Annotated in this window: 14 protein-coding genes; 5 read left to right on the top strand and 9 right to left on the bottom strand. The window is 25.7% G+C overall.

The features are described 5' to 3' along the window. Positions 1-2 precede the first annotated feature (2 nt). Complete coding sequence (locus ACZ5RS_RS09785) at positions 3-1,340, top strand: phosphodiester glycosidase family protein (protein ID WP_464634905.1); 1,338 nt, start codon at positions 3-5, stop codon at positions 1,338-1,340. Here ACZ5RS_RS09785 and ACZ5RS_RS09790 read toward each other — a convergent pair. Then, on the bottom strand, positions 1,326-1,835 hold the full coding sequence (locus tag ACZ5RS_RS09790; protein WP_464634907.1) for a hypothetical protein: 510 nt from the start codon (positions 1,833-1,835) through the stop codon (positions 1,326-1,328). The two genes, ACZ5RS_RS09785 and ACZ5RS_RS09790, sit on opposite strands and share 15 nt — an antisense overlap. 5 nt (positions 1,836-1,840) lie before the next feature. Next, a complete protein-coding gene (locus ACZ5RS_RS09795) occupies positions 1,841-3,202 on the bottom strand; it encodes an alpha/beta fold hydrolase (RefSeq protein ID WP_464634909.1) in 1,362 nt (453 codons plus the stop codon). A gap of 156 nt (positions 3,203-3,358) precedes the next feature. On the opposite strand from ACZ5RS_RS09795, the gene ACZ5RS_RS09800 reads away from it, so the two are divergent. From ACZ5RS_RS09800 to ACZ5RS_RS09815, 4 genes are all read left to right on the top strand, one after another. Continuing rightward, positions 3,359-3,964: a TetR/AcrR family transcriptional regulator gene (locus tag ACZ5RS_RS09800; RefSeq protein ID WP_464634911.1), complete on the top strand. Its 606-nt coding sequence runs from the start codon at positions 3,359-3,361 to the stop codon at positions 3,962-3,964. A 71-nt stretch (positions 3,965-4,035) separates the two neighbouring features. Then, complete coding sequence (locus ACZ5RS_RS09805; RefSeq protein WP_464634913.1) at positions 4,036-4,860, top strand: purine-nucleoside phosphorylase; 825 nt, start codon at positions 4,036-4,038, stop codon at positions 4,858-4,860. Then, positions 4,854-5,315, top strand: coding sequence for a cupin domain-containing protein (locus ACZ5RS_RS09810; protein ID WP_464634915.1), 462 nt, complete (start codon positions 4,854-4,856; stop codon positions 5,313-5,315). The genes ACZ5RS_RS09805 and ACZ5RS_RS09810 overlap by 7 nt, the downstream gene beginning before the upstream one ends. Before the next feature lie 9 nt (positions 5,316-5,324). Further along, positions 5,325-6,020, top strand: coding sequence for an SDR family NAD(P)-dependent oxidoreductase (locus tag ACZ5RS_RS09815; protein ID WP_464634917.1), 696 nt, complete (start codon positions 5,325-5,327; stop codon positions 6,018-6,020). On the opposite strand, the gene metA is transcribed toward ACZ5RS_RS09815, so the two are convergent. The 7 genes from metA to ACZ5RS_RS09850 all read right to left on the bottom strand — a co-directional run bounded on the left by metA (position 6,017) and on the right by ACZ5RS_RS09850 (position 16,225). Continuing rightward, positions 6,017-6,943: a homoserine O-acetyltransferase MetA gene (gene metA, locus ACZ5RS_RS09820; RefSeq protein WP_464634919.1), complete on the bottom strand. Its 927-nt coding sequence runs from the start codon at positions 6,941-6,943 to the stop codon at positions 6,017-6,019. The genes ACZ5RS_RS09815 and metA overlap by 4 nt on opposite strands. Continuing rightward, complete coding sequence (locus ACZ5RS_RS09825; RefSeq protein ID WP_464634921.1) at positions 6,943-8,226, bottom strand: O-acetylhomoserine aminocarboxypropyltransferase/cysteine synthase family protein; 1,284 nt, start codon at positions 8,224-8,226, stop codon at positions 6,943-6,945. Before ACZ5RS_RS09825 ends, metA begins: the two co-directional genes overlap by 1 nt. Positions 8,227-8,336: 110 nt before the next feature. Beyond that, positions 8,337-9,116, bottom strand: coding sequence for an ABC transporter ATP-binding protein (locus ACZ5RS_RS09830; RefSeq protein ID WP_464634923.1), 780 nt, complete (start codon positions 9,114-9,116; stop codon positions 8,337-8,339). A gap of 52 nt (positions 9,117-9,168) precedes the next feature. Beyond that, on the bottom strand, positions 9,169-10,368 hold the full coding sequence (locus ACZ5RS_RS09835) for a tyrosine-type recombinase/integrase (protein ID WP_464634925.1): 1,200 nt from the start codon (positions 10,366-10,368) through the stop codon (positions 9,169-9,171). Between the two features lie 572 nt (positions 10,369-10,940). Beyond that, complete coding sequence (locus tag ACZ5RS_RS09840) at positions 10,941-11,450, bottom strand: AAA family ATPase (protein ID WP_464634927.1); 510 nt, start codon at positions 11,448-11,450, stop codon at positions 10,941-10,943. Between the two features lie 24 nt (positions 11,451-11,474). Further along, positions 11,475-14,978: an AAA family ATPase gene (locus ACZ5RS_RS09845; RefSeq protein WP_464634929.1), complete on the bottom strand. Its 3,504-nt coding sequence runs from the start codon at positions 14,976-14,978 to the stop codon at positions 11,475-11,477. A 2-nt stretch (positions 14,979-14,980) separates the two neighbouring features. Further along, positions 14,981-16,225, bottom strand: coding sequence for a metallophosphoesterase family protein (locus tag ACZ5RS_RS09850; protein ID WP_464634931.1), 1,245 nt, complete (start codon positions 16,223-16,225; stop codon positions 14,981-14,983). Between the last annotated feature and the right edge of the window lie 46 nt (positions 16,226-16,271).

A 16,271-nucleotide genomic window follows, 5' to 3' on the forward strand; every position in this document is an offset into this window, starting at 1 on the left:
AAATGAAAAGCGAAATAGTAAAAGTTAACTTATCGGATGGTAATATTCAAAATTACCAGCTGATAAGTGGTTTTGATTGGGATGATTTATTATTTAAATCTCCCAATTTTAATTTAAAAAGCGTTAAAGCTTTAGCACATTTATATGAAGTTAATATTATTCCTAAAAACCCTGCAATTTATGGGTTTATGGTATTTTATAATATTGATGGTTTAAAAATTGACTTAGATAGAAATACAGAAATTGGTTATATTTATGATGATCAAATTTTATTAAATTATTATTTTTATCAAACTAATAAGAATAAAAAAGTTAAACTTATTGATGAAGTTTTAAAATTTGAAGATTCCAAATTGCAGTCTTATTTTGATCAACTATTAAAATCTGGTAATGTCTATTTTGCTAAAGGTTTAGATTCTTTTATTGATTTTATCCCAGTATCAAAAGATATGGGATATTTATCAGAATTAGAGAATTATAAACTTAAAGTTAATAGCCATTTCTTTTTAATGGATAGAACTGATTTAGATTCTTTATATGGTTCTTTAGGTACCCCACATGGACTAGCTCTAGAAAATTCAAAAGTAATATTGCCTCCATTGAATCATAGAGAGTGTTTATTAGTTGATTATAATAATAAAGTTTATATTAAAAATTTAATTATTGATGATTTTATAGTTTCAATTGATAATCAAGCTTTTATAAATGATAGAAATGCAATCTTTTATTCTAGACCAAATACTAGAACAACTCCTAAGTGTGAAGGTAGCTCTATTATTATTGTAAAAAATAAAGTAGTTGCTATTAAGGATAATGGTGAAGTAGAGGTCCCAATGGCAGGATTTGTAATTCAAACAAATTATAAAGTTTGCATAAATAATACTGAAGTTGAATATTTAGGTGATTTTTCAAATTATAAACTTGGTGTACAAGTTGGCCCTGCAATGGTGGTAAATAATAACCAAGTTAAATCGCTTGTATCTCCATTTTATAAAGGAGAAGGTGTTCCTTTCCCATCTACAGTTTATCCTCTTGATTTTGATAAAGGAAGAGCTGCTAGAATTGGATTAGGACAATATAAAGGCTCTCCAATAATAATTTGGGCAGAAGGTGCTGGAAAATTAGGTTATAAAAAAGGCCTTGAAAGCTGTGGTGCCTCTCTTTTGGAATTCTCAACTTTCTGTAAATCTTATGGAATAGAAAATTTAGTTAACCTTGATGGTGGTGGATCAGCTCAAATCATTTATGAAGGTAAAAAATATTTAAAAATTGCTGATAGAAAAATTGATAAAGTTACTGAAGCAGAAAGACCAATTCCTTTTGCTTTAGTTTTGAATTAGTTCACTAAAAGAATATTTTTTTAAATATTTATATAAATTAATTATGCTAATTACAACAATAATTAGTATAGCAAACCATTTAATATTAGTAGCAAGTACACAAAGTGGAACGTTATTAATATTGTTGGTTAATAAAAATCTAACCGTAAGGTAGTTTTCACACATATCAATTAAAAATATGAATAAAATATAGAAATTAATATATTTTCTTATTTCTTTATTTAAAATTGTTTTATAATTTAAGCTGTAAAAGAATAAGCAATATGTAATTGGCCAAACAACATCAATTACTGTTGCCATTAATAGGTATGATTGGATTTCTCTATCAGTAAACAAAGAAACAATTAATAAAAATTTTTCTTTGGTTAGGAAAAATGTCATTTCAGCCAATGTAAAATTAAAATTATTTTTTATATATAGATTTATAAGTACAAAAACAAGTACAAAAGTTATAAACATATATGGAATAAGGTTTAGATTTTTAAATTTTTTCATATCATTTAATTAAGGGAATTTAAGAAATTTAAAATATCAACTAGAACGTTTGGTTCAATAGTAGTTTGAATTTGATTATATTCGCTTACTTCTCCTGTAGTGCTTTTTTGCAATAAATGATTATAGTCTTTATAAACAATTATTTTTTTATCTGATTTTAATAATTCTTTATAGATAGGAATATTTAAATCAGCATCAACTTGAGTATCATTAGCGCCTTGTAGAACTAATGTTGGGACATTAATTTTTTTAATATAATCTCTTGGATTAATCTTTAAGAATGTTGTATACCATTTTGATGATAAAGTGTTAAATGAAGCTTCTATTGATTCATTATTATTATTACCTAGCATTTTTATATATGGAACAACTACTGCTTTCTTTTGTTTAATAGATAAATCATCATTCATCAAAGCACTTGTTACTTCATCAATTTTTCCTGAAAATAAATCTAGCGTATTTTGATTAGCATTGTTAACTTCTAAAGCATGTAAAACTTGGAATTTATAAGTTTCTTCACCACTAATTGCGGGGCCACTTTCTAAAATAATTGCATCAACTTTATTTGCTAAAGCTTGAGCTACTATAGCTCCTTCACTGTGTCCCAATAATACAATTTTTAAATTTGGTAATTCAGTTTTAATATAATCAATTTGAGATGAAATATCATCTATTATATCGTATGTAGTTTGATCTGTAATATCTTCCCCATGAAATCCATAATCATCAAAACGAAGAGTGTAATATCCATTATTGGTTAAGTAATTACTAATAACTAAGAATGGTTTATGATTAAATAGCTCTTCATCTCTATCTTGTATACCACTTCCTGTAATAAATAAAATAATAGTATTTTGGGTATTTTCTATTGGAGTAGTTAAGCTACCATAATATTTTCTGTCATTAGTTTTATTTGTAATTGTTATATCTTTGGTTTCATAATTAAAAGTTTTTGGTGTTTGTGGTCTATTAATTGAATTTATTTCACTAGCATCTTTTTTGTCCAATTGAATATCAAAATCCATTCCACTTTGTTTAAATTGACCAATTATTGAATCTTTTGTAATAATTCCTTCAATTGAAAATTTGAATTGATTTGATTTTATTTTGATGTTGTTATTCTCTATATTATATGATAATTCTATATTATTAGCATTTTGAGCTGGAGATGAAAAAAGTACTAGGTTATCCTTAATCTCAACAATTATTGGTAGTTTGTTGTTATCATCGATTATCAAATCGCCAGAATAATAGCCCATATAGTCTTGATTGATTTGTAATTCTTGTTGCTTTTCCATAGTTGATCCTTGTGCAAATAAAAAGTTGTTTACTAAACATATTAACGCAAAAATAATAAATTTCTTCATGTTTTTGCTCCTTTAAAATGATTATAACACAAAAATAAATTATTTTTTATGTATTTTAATATATGTGATATTTGATAAATATTTTTTTATTTATACCAATTGACAATATTAAAAATAATTATAAATATATTAAACATATGTAGGGGAAAACTTAATTTGAACACAAAGAATTTAATTATTGAAGTAGCTAGAACTATTTTTTTAGATGAAGGTTTTAAGAAGGCAAATATTAGGGATATTGCAAATAAAGCTGAAGTATCTACTGGTGCTATATATGGTTATTTTGAAAATAAAGAAAAACTATATGAAGCTGCAATTGGACCATTACCAAAGGAATATTATCATAAATATTTAAAAGCAATAAAAAAAATCCATGATTCTGATTTCCAAGAAACTATGAATATTATTAAAAAAAATCATTTTGCTGGGATTGAACTCTTTTTAGATTATATTTATGCAGATCCAATAGCTTGGAAATTGGTTGTTAAAGGTAAGGGTACAAGTTACCATAAACATTTAGATATAATTGTGACTCATGAAATTGAGGCTTTTATTACTTATTTAGATGTATTAGAAAAATTAGGTGTTGATTTTATAAGGCCTAATGAAAACGTTATAAAAGTTTTAATTTCTAATTTAGTTAAAGATATGATTGAGATTATCAAACTAGATTTAGATAGAGATGAGGCTTTTGAATATTCAAAGCAAATTGCTGATTTCTTCTTTTTAGGTTGGGCAAAGTTATTACAGATAAAGTATTAAATAATAACATATTAGTTTATTTATTATTTTTTATGTGTTAAACTTTGAGAACATTAAAAATGGAGATGAATATGGAAAATTTACTAGAAAAATTAGATCAAGCTGCGTCTTTTATAAAAAGTAAAGCTGGGGAATCCCAAATACAAATTGCTATGGTTTTGGGAAGTGGATTAGGTGATTTAGCTGACGAAATTGAAAATCCTACTATTGTTCCTTATGCAGAAATTCCTTCTTTTCCAAAGTCCACAGTAAAGGGACATGCTGGAAGATTAGTAATTGGTACATTAGAAAGCAAAAGAGTTTTATGTATGCAAGGTAGATTCCATTATTATGAAGGTTATGGAATGGATACTGTTGTATTTCCAATTCAAGTATTTAAAAGATTAGGTATTGAAAATTTATTATTAACTAACGCCGCTGGTTGTGTTAATGAGAATTGGAAACCTGGTGATTTGATGCTTATTAAAGATCATATAAAATTGATTGCGGATAATCCTTTACGTGGGAAAAACTATGATGAACTTGGACCACGTTTCTTTGATATGTCAAATGCCTATGATAAAGACTTAAGAACTTTTGCTAAGAAAACTGCTAATGAGTTAGATATTGAATTAAAAGAAGGTGTATATCAATTATTCACAGGTCCTTCATATGAAACTCCAACTGAAGTTAAATTAGCTAGATTGTTAGGTGCTGATGCTGTTGGTATGTCTACAGTTCCTGAAGCAATTGCAGCTTCTCATATGGGTTTAAAGACTATGGGTATTAGCTGTTTAACTAATATGGCTGCTGGTATTTTAGATCAACCTTTAGATCATAAAGAAGTTTTAGAAACAAGCTTATTAGTAAAAGAGAAATTTACAAAATTAGTAAAAGCAATTGTAAAACAATGGTAGATTATAAAGAAATAATAAAAAAATTAAACCTTCAACCTTTGGATGTTGAAGGTGGATATTTTAATAAAATTATTACCTTAAAAAATGCTGATGATGTAATTGGGAGTTGTATCTATTATTTGGTTACTCCCAATTCTTTTTCTTCTTTACATAAAGTTTTAAAAGATGAGATTTGGTATTTTTTAGATGGTGATCCATTAATTCAAATAACATATGATAATGATAAAAATTTTGAATCAATAGAATTAGGTAAAGTTGTAGAAAACTATAAATCAATAAATTTAGTAAAAAAAGATGTTTGGCAAGCTACCAAATTGCTCCCTGGAGGAAAATGGGCGCTTGTTGCAACTACTGTAATACCTGGTTTTGGTGAAAATGATTTCATTTCTTATGACGATGATATTATTAATGAATTAAGTGATAAATGTGATATTAATCAGTTTGTCTATAAATGAGGATAGAAAATGAAAGCAGTAATAATTGGAGGAACAAGTAATATTGGATGTTCTATTGTTGAAGCTCTTTCAAAAGAAAATTATCAAGTCGAATTTACTTATACTTCTAATTTAGCTAAAGCAAATAAACTTGAAAAAGATTTTGGTGCAAAATCTCATAAACTTGATGTAAGAAATGAAAGTGATGTTGAATCATTATTTAATCAAATTAATAATATTGATTTATTAGTCGTTGTTTCTGGAGTTTTTTCTTTATCCTACCAAAAAGATTTAGCAATCGAAGACTTTAATAAAGTAATTGATATAAACATCAAAGGTACTTTTTTATCAATTAAACATGCTATTGAATCTATGAATAATAATAGTTCAATTATCAATATTGCGTCAATTAATGCATTTCATCCAGGTTTTGGTCAAACTGCCCATTATGATGCTTCAAAAGGGTTTATTGTTTCATATACTAAAAGTTTAGCTGCTGAATTAGGAAGTAGAAAAATTCGAGTAAATGCAATCGCTCCAGGTTTAATTGAAGCTGAATATTTATATCAAAAAGATAATCCTGTTAGAGACATGTTTATTGAAAGAGCAATATTAAAAAATACTGTAAAAGTTGAAGATATTTCTTCTACAGTATCTTTCTTAGCAAATAACAAAGCGATTGATGGTCAATGCATTGTTGTAGATTGCGGATATTTATTAGGTTAATTATCCTTACTAATCTCTTGTAAGTTAAATGGAGTTGTTTGATATACAAAGTAATTAAGCCAATTACTAAATAATAAATTAGCATGTGATCTCCAACTTACAATTGGTGTTTTAGTTGGGTCATCATTTGGAAAATAATTAATTGGTACATCAATATCTAAGCCTTTTTCTTTATCTCTTAAATATTCTGCTTTTAAAGTATCTCTATCATATTCACTATGACCAGTAATAAAAATATGTCTACCTTTATCACTTGAAATAGCATAAATCCCAGCTTCTTTTGAGTAAGCTAAAATTTTTAATTCTTTACATTTTCTAACATCTTCAACTTTTATTGTTGTATGACGACTATGTGGAGCTGGGAAAATTTCATCAAATCCTCTTAATAAAATTGGGTGTTTATAAACAACTTTATGCTTGTAAATTCCAAATAATTTCTTTTCTAAAGGATATTTTTGAATATTATAATGATAATAAAGACCTGCTTGAGCACCCCAACAAATGTGTAAAGTTGAGTGAACATGTTTTTTAGACCATTCCATTATTTCGCAAAGTTCATCCCAATAAGTTACTTCATTAAATTCAAGTTGTTCTACAGGAGCTCCAGTAATTATCATTCCATCATAATAACTATCTTTTATTTCTTCAAAAGTTTTATAAAAGGCAAGCATGTGATCACTACTAGTGTTTTTAGATTCGTGAGAACTCATTTGAATTAAATCAAGTTCTACTTGCAAAGGGGTATTACCTAATAATCTAGTCAATTGCGTTTCAGTATTAATCTTTGTAGGCATTAAGTTTATTAAAGCTATCTTTAGTGGACGAATATCTTGTGAGTAAGCACGATTTTCGTCCATAATAAAAATATTTTCGCTTTCTAAAATTGCTTTTGCTGGTAAATCATTTGGTATTCTTATTGGCATTATTCGACCTTTGCTAAAGCTTGATCAATGTCGTTTAAAATGTCTTCTATATCTTCAATTCCAACACTGAATCTAATAAAGTTAGGACTAATACCACAGTTTACTAGTTGTTCATCAGTTAATTGTCTGTGAGTAGTTGAAGCAGGATGTAAAACACTTGTTCTTGCATCTGCAACATGAACTACAATTTTTGCTAATTTTAGATTGTCCATAAATATTTGTGCATTCTTTCTACCGCCCTTAATTCCGAAAGAAACAACGCCACTGCTATAACCTTTATAAAGATATTTTTGAGCTCTTTGGTATGAACCGTCATCTTCTAAACCAGGGTAATTAACAAATTCAATTTTATCGCTTTTTGAAATATGTTTAGCAACAGCTAATGCATTTTCACTATGCTTTTTGATTCTCAAAGCTAGGGTTTCTAATCCTAGATTAAGTAAGAATGCAGTCATAGGTTGAGGAGTTGATCCTAAGTCTCTCATTAACTGTGTCCTTGCTTTAACAATATAAGCAGCATTTTTAAAACTTTCTGTGTAAATAACACCATGATAGGATTCATCTGGTTCAGTTAATTGAGGATATTTATTATCAACTGTCCAATCAAAATTACCAGAATCAACTATAGCACCACCTACAACAGTTGCATGACCGTCCATATATTTTGTAGTTGAATGAATTACAATATCAGCACCGAATTCAAAAGGTCTACAAAGAATAGGTGTTGCAAAAGTATTGTCTACTATTAGAGGAATCTTATGAGTGTGTGCTATCTTTGCATATTTTTCTATATCCAAAACATATAAAGCTGGATTTGCAATAGTTTCAGCAAAGAATAATCTAGTTCTATCATCTACTAATTCACTAATATCTTTTTCATCCATATCTAGTGTAATAAAACGAGTTTCAATCCCCATTTTTTTTAGAGTAACTGAGAAAAGGTTAGTTGTTCCACCATAGATAGTAGCTAAAGAAAGAATATTATCTCCAGCTTCGGCAATATTTAAAACTGAAATTAATGATGCTGCTTGCCCTGAGGAAGTACACATAGCGCCAACGCCACCTTCTAAATCAGCAATTTTAGCTTCAACACAAGCTACAGTTGGGTTTGATATTCTTGTATACATATGACCATCTTTTGTTAAATCAAATAATTGAGCCATTTCTTCAGAACTATCATATTTATATGTTGTGCTTTGATAAATCGGTAATTGTCTTGGTTCACCGTTTCCAGGTTCGTATCCACTTTGAATACATTTTGTGCTAATTTTATAATTTGACATAATTCCTCCAAACTAAATAGGTTAGTTTAAAATAACATACTTAATTGTCTTAAACAATATATTGATAAAAAAATCGCATAAAAAACGTATAAATATTTATTTATTGAATATTAGCACCAAGCTGAATAAATTCCATCTTGTTTAGCAACATAAACTCTTTGATCATATAAATCACTAAGAGTTTGTTCATTCAATAGTTCTTCTTTTGTTCCGACTTTATATATTTTCCCGTTTTTCATTAAAACAATTTTATTAATCTCTGGTAAAATCTGTGATAATTCATGAGTTATCATAACTATAGTTTTACCCTTATTTATTGCATTTTTTAATGCATCTCTGTAATGAGACCTTGATGGAAAATCTAATCCTGTAGCAGCTTCATCAAGTAGTAATAAATCAGGATTATGTACTAATGCTCTAGAGAGTAAAACCCTTTGTGCTTCACCAGTTGATAAAGATTTCATTGTTTTATCTTTTAAGTGAGAACAGTAATTTTCTTCTAGAGTATGATAAGTCATATCCCAATTATCTTTAGTAACATTGTGGTGAAAATCAAAGCCTATGGAAGAAAAAATGCCACTAGCTACAACATCTTGTACAGTATAGGTTGTATTACACATTTGAAATATAACTTGTGATACTACGCCAATATGTTTTCTAAGCTCTTCTTTGCTTATATTTTCTTTATTAAATCTAACAATTTTTAGATTTTCACTCCAAAGTGGATGAATTTCCATTGAACAAATATTTAATAAAGTAGATTTCCCAGCTCCATTTGGGCCTAAAATAGCAATATGTTCGCCTTTTTTAATTTTAAAGGAAACATTATCTAAAATAATTTTATTTTTTCGTCTTATGCTTGCATTTTCTATAGTAATTAAATTTTCCATAATTAAAAATAACATTTTTTCTAATAATATATAAGTTATAAGAATAAATTAATTATAATATATAAGGCAAAATATTTTTTTCTTGAGCCTTTCTAATACTTTCAATAGCAGTATCTTCTATATGTGAATAGATATCCGAAAGTTGTTCACTCGAGTGGCCAATTGTTAATCTTAATATATATTCATCGACACTTCCTCTAAGTAGTGTGTTAGCCATGTGCCTTAAAGAGTGGAAAGAAATATTTCTATTTGCAATTTCTTCTTTGCTTAAAGTTTTAGATTTGATTAAAGCTTGTTGAAATTTTGTATTAAAATAATGAGAAGATAATACTTTATCTTGTTTTTTGCTCCAAAAAACTAAGTTTCTATCATCAGTAATATTGGGATTTAATTTTGATAGTTCAATTAGCTTTTCGCAAAGTTCTTTAGGACAAGGTACTATACGACTTTTTTTACCTTTAGGAATTTTTGTTTTTGCTAAATTTGCATATGCTCTATCAATAACAATTAATCCGTTATCAATTTGATCTGTAGTTAAAGCTCTTAATTCTCCGCTTCTTATCCCAGTTATTAATGAAAGGCTGATTGCTAAATATGTTTTGATATCATTTGATGTTTTTAAGTATTCCATAAGATTTTTTGTTTCTTCATTGCTTAAAATACCTCTTGCTTTAATATTTTTTCTTATTGGCTCAACTTTTGTGATTTGTGAATAGGGTAATAAGTTTTCTTTTTTTGCATATTCAAGAGCTTGAGAAAGAGAATTCATTATTTGATTAATTGTAGTAGATCTTAAGTTTTTCTTTGTGATTAATTTTGTTTGAATATCCTCAAGGAATGCAATTGAAACTTCAGAAATACAAAAACTATTACTTATTAGTGGAATTACATGGTTTTTTATTATATTTCTACGTGTAGAAACATAATCCGGTGAAATTGAATCTTTGTCTAATAATATTTTTCTACTAAAATAAGGGCTTTTTTCAAAATCAAAAAAATTTAATAAATATTTATTTAAGTGTATTTCCTTTCTATTATTAAAAATAATATCCTCATCTAGAGCTTTTTGTGCAATTATTGTAGCTTCTTCGAGTCTAGAAACGTGTTCAAAGCCTAAATTCAATTGTCTTTTAATTTTATCAATACTTTTCTTTGTGCCACGTTTATTGGTTATAGGATCTCTATACATTACATAAAAACTCATTCTTTCTTTGTTTTTTATCCGGCATAGTGTAAATGGCGTATTGTTCATTGTGGAATCCCTTTATATTTAAATAATATTTTTCTTCTTATTGTTCAATTATATGCTCAATTATTTAAAAAGTCTATAAAAAAACAAATTATAAAAATTGTGATAACTCACGTAAATAGGTTATTTATCTAAAAATAATTATAAGTTTTAACAATTTAAGTACTTACTTATATAAAGTAAGTACTTAAAATCATACTAATATATTTTTGATTACATAAAATATGTATATTCATTAAATATTTAAAAAATATACTAAATTTTATATATTGTTATTTTGATATTTAGTAATAATAGATTTTATAAAATTTTATTTAATTATAATTATTATATGTAATTAATTATAAAATAATTAAACAGTAAAATTTATAATGTAAAAATATTTGTATTTATATTTATTTAAAAAATATTTATATACTATTTTTTATGCAAACATTATATCAAATTATTTTGATATTTAAACAGATAAAATTTTATCGAATAAATAAACTTGTTATAACAAATTTAAAAAAAATATTTTCATTTTTAATTTATTAAATTAATTAGTATTTATGTTAATTAAACTAAAAAATTCATTATTGATTGATAGCTGCTAAATTATTAATAAAAGCATTAATTTCTTTAGTGCTAGATAAGATTGTAAGATTTGGATATTCTTTATTATTAAATTTTTCTTTCATTAATATACTTTGTTGTTTATTCCATTTGATTAAAGAAATTAATTGCTTTAGAGTTTCTTTTTTTGCTGAGGATTCAATTCTTAATTTTCTTTTGATAAAGCGTAAGATAATTCTTTGATTTAATATTCTATTATTGATATTTAAATAAACAAATTTATCTGCTAAAAGAAATCCTTTTTCTGGCCAAGAAATATAGGCCCCTTCAATTATCCAGGATTCTTTGTTTAACACTTTATCATATAGATTATTTCTTAGAGTTTCCTCTCGTTTTATATTAAATGAGTTAGTCTTATTCTCCCAGAAAATATCATCTAGGTTTGTGTGTTCAATATTAGTCTTTTTTGATAATTGATTGGCCAATGTAGTTTTTCCTGATCCTGATGGGCCAATTATATATATTTTCATATATCTCTCTTTAGTTGTGTTATTTTATTTAACTCCAGGACCTGAAAGGGATGAGGTTGAATCTCCATTTTCTTGTACTTGAATTTGTGATCTTATTCTATCATGTAATAATGATACATGAGATATAATACCAATAATTTTACCAGTTTTACTTAAATTATCAATAGCTTCAAGAGCTTGGGTTAATGTCTCTTCATCTAAAGTTCCAAATCCTTCATCTAAAAATAGTGTTTCTATTGAAACTTTTTTATTTAATAAGTCACTCAAGCCTAAAGCTAGAGAGAAAGATATAATAAATGATTCTCCACCTGATAAATTACTTACAGGGCGCCTAATAGCAGCACTGTATTTATCTATTACACCTAATTCTAGGGAAGTAGCATTAATTTCATTTTGAATTCTATATAATTCATATCTAGGGAAAAGTTCAATTAGTTTTTGGTTTGTATTATGGATTAAATAATCAAGTGTTATTCCTTGAGCTATTTCTTTAAATTTCTTTCCATCAGAGCTTCCTATAGCTGTATATAAAATTTCCCATTTATTTACTTTAGTTTGTTGATTTGTAATTAAAGCTTCTTTTTCTTTAATTTTATCTCTGTTAAATTCATTAGTTTTTAGTTCTTGTTCTATTATTGTTTTTTGCTTAATTGATTCATCTCTATTATTTTGTAGCTCATTTTGTTTCTCTTTAGCAGTTTCTTCACTAATTTCAACTTTTTTAGATTCAAGATCAGCTTTTTCACTATTAATATCTTTTAATAAAGCCTTATATTCAATTGCTTTATTTTCATATGATTTAATAGATGTTTCTAAAGAAAGTTTTTCTTCATTGTCTAAATTGTAGGATAGGGCAGTTTCTATTGAATCAATATTGTTTGATTTTAACGCTGAATTTATTTCTGATTTTAAATCAGATATTTTAGATTCTGCATTATCAATATTTTCTTGTTTGTGTTTTATGTTTTCACTTATTTTAATTAACAAATCATTAATTGGGGATAATTCTGTTTCATTAATATCTATTTGTTGGTTAATATCTTTTATAATTTTATTTTGATTTTCTAATTCTTTATCACAATCTTTATCTTCAAAGAGTTTTTCCCTAGAAGCCTTAAGCTCTTTAATATAATTTTCTAAAGATGTCTTTTTTTCTTTAATAGTTGTTATTAAAGTATCTAAATCTTTTTTTGAATTAATATCTTCGCTTATTGCTTTATCTAATTCTTTAACTTCTTCTTTTAATGATTTTATTGTTTTTTTATTATCATTATATTCATTAAAAATAGCATTTAATTCTTTATAAGATTTAGAAATGATAAAATCATCTAAAGATTCATTTAAACTTGCTATTTGAGTTTCATATTCTTCGATTGATTTTTCACAATTCTTTTTAGCTATTTCATTGTTAGTCTTATTTGTTTCAGCAAATTTTAAATCAGCTTTTGCTTGAATAAGTGTTGGATTTTTTTCAGAAATAGCCTTATTTAATTCTTTAATTCTAGTTTGCTGTTTTATTAAATCATCTAATTCACTGTTTAATTTGTCAAGTATTTCTGTTATTTCATTTTTATAAGTATCTATTGGATAGATTAATTTAATTAAATCATTTGTTAGAGTTAGTTCTAATTGTTCTTGTTTATAGTTAATAGTATTAATATCAGATGTTAAATTAGATATTTTAGTTATAATTTCATCATTTTCTTTTAATAAATTATTATATATTTCTCTAGCTTTATCTAATTCTGAAGTGTTCCCTTTAGCTATCTCAGGATGTTCACTTGATCCACAAAGTGGACAAGGTTTTCCATCTTCTATTAAATGAGTAAAACTTTTTAATCCGACTATTTCTTTTTCTAGCTCAATTATATGTTGTTGAGATTTTAATTTTTCCTGACAAATTTTAGATTCTGTTTCTAATGATGCTTCTTCATTATTTTTTTCAGTTAAAATATTCTTATTTTCATAATAAATTTTATAATTTGCTAAGGCCGTATTAAGTTTGGATATTTGATCTTTTTTTTCAGTAATTAAATCAGTAATTTCTTCATATGAGAATTCATAAGTTTCTAATTCGTCATTTACTGCGGAAAATTCAATATTAAGTGCATTGTACTTTTTTTCTTGAGTTTCAAAGGTCTTGATAAATGAGAGAGTTTTAGCTTTTTCATTGGATAAGTTATCTTCAGTCTCAGTTTTTTTAGAATTAAGATTAATATATTTTTCTAAATTATCTAAACTAAGCTCCTGTTTATCTTCGTATTTTTTTAAATTATCATGTTCATTTATATAAGCTTGTGCAGAATCTAGTTTTAATTGTTTATTGTCTTTTTTGAGGGTATTTTCTTTAATTGTTTTATCTAGTTTTGTGGATTGTTCTTTATTGTTTGTAAGATTGCTTAAAGCAATTTGCAAATTTGATTGTTCACTTTTTATATCATTATCTATAATTCTAACTTGTTTAATTAAAGAAGTTAATTTATTTAAATTTATATCTTCCGTATCTTTTTTTGCTAGAAGTTCAGTTTTTTTATTTGTTAATTCTTTTTGTTTGTCTTTTGACTCTTTTTCTTGAGATATTAATTCTTTAATGGTTTTTTCATTAGATATTATATCTTTTTCAGTTTGTTCTAATTCTTTATTTAATGAAATTATATTTACAACTTTATTATAATTTTCAATTTTTGATACTTGATTAATATAGCTATCTTTTTGAACTTCTAAATCATTATTTAATTTAGATAATGATTCTTCTTTTAGTTTTAAATCATTTAATTTGTTATAGTAATTTATAATAGATTCTAGGATTTTTAACTCTTTAGTTATATTAAATATATCATTATCAAATTCTTTAATTTGTTTGTTTCGATGTTCTATTTCTTCATCACTTAATAACTCTATATCTCCAAGTTTTTGTTTTAGGTTATCAAGTATTTGTTTTTCATTTTTATGGTGTTCATATACTTTTTTGCTTATTTCACTATAAATTTGAGTTCCAGTTATCTGTTCTAATATTGAGGCTTTTTCATCTTTACTAGCTTTTAAAAATAAATCAAAACTACCTTGAGCAAGCATAACTGTTTTACTAAATTGGTTAAAATTTAGACCTATTAATTTCTCAGTTTCAGGAGCAATAGTAGATGGGCTATTATTTAATACTTTGTTTGTTGAAATTTCAGTTAATGTTGTTCTTTGTGTTTGCAGATTTCCATCAGGTAAATTTCTAGATCTATGTTGACTAAAGGTTGCAATATATTTTTTGCTTTTTACAGAAAAAGTAACTTGGGAGCTACATTCTCCACTATGCTTATTCATTAACTCATTAGTAGTTCCAGTTATTTTTCCTTGTCTTGAGGTTTCTCCATATAAAGCTAAGGTAATTGCATCAAATATTGATGATTTACCACTACCTGTTTTACCAGTAATTAAAAAGATATTTTCACGAGTTAATTCAGGATTATCAAAATCAATTTCCCATTTACCTTTAAGTGAGTTTATATTTTCAAATTTTAAATTATGTATCTTCATATTTACTTAGCCTCAGCTTCAACTTCTTCTAGTACTTGATCAAATAGTTTATAAACTTCTTCATCGTCGATATATAGTTTATCTTTACCTGTATCTTTAAATGTCATATCAAAGATTTGTTTTGGATTTAACATATCTAAGGATACTTTTTTATTCTGAGTTTCAGTAATTGTAATTTTTGTATCTAGTCTGATTGCTAGAATTTTAAAATTATTAGTTAATGTTTTTACATAATCTTCTATAATTTCATTTATTGAACTCTCTATATTTTTACTTTTATAAATTATCTCTAAATAAATTGGATCATCTTTATAATCAATTTTCATATCATTATCTAATTGGTTTAATTGATTTTTAATATCATCAATATTTTCAGCTTCAAGTTGTTCTAGATTTAAAAACTTAGGTAATAGTATTTTTTCTTTAGTAAATTCTTTATTATTAAAATCTAATTTAACAATTTGCTTTGCTGTTTTTTCTCCAAAGTTTAAAGCAATAGGGGACCCAGAATAAACAATTCTTTCATCCTTATTTACTATTTGAGGTTTATGTATATGTCCTAAAGCATAATAATCAATGTTTTTGGGGAAAGTATTAGCATTTATAGTTTTTAATTTACCAACATAAATATCTCTATGTTTCTCCCCTTCGATTTCTGTTGTACTAGTGCTTCCAGTAGCAAAAAGATGCATTAAAGAAATAGTTGGAAGATTTAAATCTAAATTATTAACTATATATTCATCTACATTTCTATAATGATTAATTAAAGCTGCTTCTAATTCTTTTTGGATATCGATAATATTGTCTGATTCTAAATCAGGTTTAATATCTTTTTCTCTTAAAAAAGGAATTGCTACAATATTACAGTATGGAATATTGTTTCTATCTTTTAAAGTAAATATTTGATCCTCTACATTAATTGAAGTAATTATATGAATATTACTCAATTCTAGAAATGGGGTAGCTAAATCCAGCATTGATGGTAAATCATGATTACCACTAATTATAACAGTATCTTTCAACGTTTTTATTTTTGATAATCTATCTAAAAAATCATAAAAGACTTTTTGTTTTGATACACTTACATAAGATGTATCGAAAATATCACCAGAAATAAGTAATAAATCTATTTCATCTTTAATAATTGTTTCAATTAAATAATTAAATAAATGCTCATGTGCAAAATTAATTCTATGCTTATGCAGATTTTTACCAATGTGCAAATCACTAGTATGTAGAACTTTCATATATATATAATAACCTCAAGATTTATTATTATACTTAATTTTATAA

This window comes from Pleomorphochaeta caudata, from assembly GCF_055395745.1.

What these genes read in the sequence shown, in the direction of transcription:
- ACZ5RS_RS09785 (WP_464634905.1), top strand. Translation starts at nt 3, where the DNA reads ATGAAAAGCGAAATAGTAAAAGTTAACTTATCGGATGGTAATATTCAA.
- ACZ5RS_RS09790 (WP_464634907.1), bottom strand. Translation starts at nt 1,835, where the DNA reads ATGAAAAAATTTAAAAATCTAAACCTTATTCCATATATGTTTATAACT.
- ACZ5RS_RS09795 (WP_464634909.1), bottom strand. Translation starts at nt 3,202, where the DNA reads ATGAAGAAATTTATTATTTTTGCGTTAATATGTTTAGTAAACAACTTT.
- ACZ5RS_RS09805 (WP_464634913.1), top strand. Translation starts at nt 4,036, where the DNA reads ATGGAAAATTTACTAGAAAAATTAGATCAAGCTGCGTCTTTTATAAAA.
- ACZ5RS_RS09810 (WP_464634915.1), top strand. Translation starts at nt 4,854, where the DNA reads ATGGTAGATTATAAAGAAATAATAAAAAAATTAAACCTTCAACCTTTG.
- ACZ5RS_RS09815 (WP_464634917.1), top strand. Translation starts at nt 5,325, where the DNA reads ATGAAAGCAGTAATAATTGGAGGAACAAGTAATATTGGATGTTCTATT.
- metA (WP_464634919.1), bottom strand. Translation starts at nt 6,943, where the DNA reads ATGCCAATAAGAATACCAAATGATTTACCAGCAAAAGCAATTTTAGAA.
- ACZ5RS_RS09825 (WP_464634921.1), bottom strand. Translation starts at nt 8,226, where the DNA reads ATGTCAAATTATAAAATTAGCACAAAATGTATTCAAAGTGGATACGAA.
- ACZ5RS_RS09830 (WP_464634923.1), bottom strand. Translation starts at nt 9,116, where the DNA reads ATGGAAAATTTAATTACTATAGAAAATGCAAGCATAAGACGAAAAAAT.
- ACZ5RS_RS09835 (WP_464634925.1), bottom strand. Translation starts at nt 10,368, where the DNA reads ATGAACAATACGCCATTTACACTATGCCGGATAAAAAACAAAGAAAGA.
- ACZ5RS_RS09840 (WP_464634927.1), bottom strand. Translation starts at nt 11,450, where the DNA reads ATGAAAATATATATAATTGGCCCATCAGGATCAGGAAAAACTACATTG.
- ACZ5RS_RS09845 (WP_464634929.1), bottom strand. Translation starts at nt 14,978, where the DNA reads ATGAAGATACATAATTTAAAATTTGAAAATATAAACTCACTTAAAGGT.
- ACZ5RS_RS09850 (WP_464634931.1), bottom strand. Translation starts at nt 16,225, where the DNA reads ATGAAAGTTCTACATACTAGTGATTTGCACATTGGTAAAAATCTGCAT.